The organism is Sphingomonas corticis (genome assembly GCF_012035195.1).
Taxonomy (GTDB): Bacteria; Pseudomonadota; Alphaproteobacteria; order Sphingomonadales; family Sphingomonadaceae; genus Sphingomonas; species Sphingomonas corticis.
Genome location: NZ_JAAVJH010000049.1, coordinates 1 through 2089, shown reverse-complemented (window position 1 = coordinate 2089; position 2089 = coordinate 1). Strand labels below are relative to the sequence as shown.

The window sequence follows — 2089 nt, the reverse complement described above, 5'->3', positions numbered from 1 at the left end:
CGTCTCAAAGATCGTACGCTGGTTCTCGAATAACGTGCGCCCAAGCACCTCGACGGTCTCACAGACTATGCGCCAGAGTGCGCCCTTTATCTCGCGTCGAACCGATCATCATTGCAGGCCGTCACACGTAGCGCCGTCCGACATCGATCAAGATGCCGCCCGCGAAGATCAGCAGCATGACGCCCGAAGCGACCGCGGCGCGTGTCTTCCATGTCTGGCCCCGGGTGAGCGCCACAAGGCTCAGCGCATACACAGCCGTATCGGACAGGTTGTCGACGCCGTTGGCGATCAGCGCGCTCGAGTCCGCGAAGAAGCCGGAAACGAAGAAGCCCGCAGCGATCGCCGCGTTCAGCAGCAGGACGATCCACAGTGTGCGGCGCTCCTGCCCGCCATTGTTGTCGTTGCCCGGGATCATCCCATCATCTCCTCAAGTGTCAGCAGGGCCAGGAAGCCGACGAAAAACATCGAGCTGATGAGCGGGGTGTCGGGTTTCTCGTGCGCCTCGACCAGCAACTCCTCCGTGACGAGGTAGAGCAGCGCCATCAGCCCGAAGCTGAGGAAGCCGGCGATCATCACCGGCGACAGCGCGGCGACCGGCACGGCAGCGAGCGCGCCGATCGGCAGCAGCAGGGCCAATGCCGAGACGATCACGATGATGCGCAAGCGCGAGCGATAGGTTTCCGCCAGCTCGTCGGTCAGCGTCAGTCCCAGAAATAACACTTCCAGAGTGAGCGCGATCGTCAGCAGGAGACCTGCCTTCTCGCCCGCCACGAAAGCGAGGCCGAGCACCAGGCCGTCGACCAGAATGTCGATGCCGATCGCGGCGAGTAGCGCCATCGGCCCCTTGAAGCGGGCCTCAAGAGCCTTGAGCCCCAGCATGGTCGCGACGCCCGCCGCCCCGCCGATCAACGTCGCGCTGGGCGATGCCTCATGCTTGACCTGCGGCAGGATTTCGGTCGCTGCCGCCGCGAACACGACGCCGGCAGCGAGATGCTGTAGGCCCGCCACGAGGCCAGGTTTCAACTTGGTGCGGCTCGCGACAATCGCGCCGAGCACGACCGCCAGCACAGGCGCAAGCGTATAGAGCAGTGCCTGCATTTCCTAGGACTCCTCCGGGGTTCGGTGGCAGACGCGGATCTTCCCGCGTCGCGTGAACGCGATCGATCCGCCCGCCACGACAGCCCGCGAATGGTCGCCGCGAAACTCGTCACCGGTTCGCTGCGCGCGCAGGATCTCGGTCCTGCCCTTCGGCAGCCAGGTGACGGCCATTTTCAAGCCGTCATCGATGAAGTCGACATCGGCGCGTGTGCCGTCGTCGCAGTACATGATGCGCTGCGCGATTAGTTTCGACGTCAGATGCTTTTCATGCGCCGGCTCGGTAGGCTGGGTCGGCGCTGGATTACACGCCCCTATAACCGCCCCGGAGACGAGAACGACGCCGAGGCGCGCGATCGCCAGACCGGCCCGATTCAGGCCGCACAAGGTTGTCACATTTGAAATCGACGTGTCAGACATCGGTCTCTTCCGACGAAGCGCCCTGTGGCGTTCGAAGGCAGGGCAGTTCATCGCGTGCCTTCCCGCTCGCAGATCCGGGTACGGCCATCGCCTTCCACGATGGTGAGCTGCGACCCCTTGAAGGTCGCGGTGGCTGTTTCGCCGACATATTGCAGGCCCTGCGCTGGCGCGGTCAGCATCATCGGCGGTCCCCCGTTGGAGCGCCGCAAATCGATCTGCAGGCCGTTGTCCTTGTAATCGACGAACAGCGGTTCCCCGTCGGAACAGCGATATCTATGCCGCCCCATTTCCCCGGTCGCCACGGCGCTGTCGGACGAATGGATCTGCTGCTCCGTTGGCGGGGCTGGCGGCTTTCTTTCCGAGCACGCCGCGAGCCCGACAACGAGGATGACGGCGGGCAGCACCCGCTTACAGTGCATCATCATCGCGCCTTCCTCCTGTAGCGGAATGTCAATCGGCGTCCAAAAAGGACCCCCTATCGGCGTGCAAAAGGGACCCCCTTCGTCAAGCAGCGTGACGGGTATGGGGGTCGCACCGTTCGCGCTGGTTGCGGCGTAGGGCGGGCGTAGCCCGA

Annotated in this window: 3 protein-coding genes and 1 pseudogene; all 4 read right to left on the bottom strand. The window is 64.2% G+C overall.

Annotated features, from left to right (window positions below; all coding sequences use genetic code 11):
- Window positions 1-124: 124 nt before the first annotated feature.
- Window positions 125-415 (bottom strand): annotated as a pseudogene (locus tag HBH26_RS20320) (cation transporter); the annotation flags it as partial.
- Entirely contained in the window at window positions 412-1098 is a 687-nt protein-coding gene (locus tag HBH26_RS20315; RefSeq protein ID WP_004212882.1) for a ZIP family metal transporter, read from the bottom strand. The pseudogene HBH26_RS20320 and the gene HBH26_RS20315, both read right to left, overlap by 4 nt.
- Before the next feature lie 3 nt (window positions 1099-1101).
- Window positions 1102-1515 (bottom strand): hypothetical protein, encoded by a 414-nt coding sequence (locus tag HBH26_RS20310; RefSeq protein WP_004212881.1) that lies wholly within the window; start codon window positions 1513-1515, stop codon window positions 1102-1104.
- 47 nt (window positions 1516-1562) lie between these two features.
- Window positions 1563-1940 (bottom strand): hypothetical protein, encoded by a 378-nt coding sequence (locus tag HBH26_RS20305; protein ID WP_004212880.1) that lies wholly within the window; start codon window positions 1938-1940, stop codon window positions 1563-1565.
- Window positions 1941-2089 lie beyond the last annotated feature (149 nt).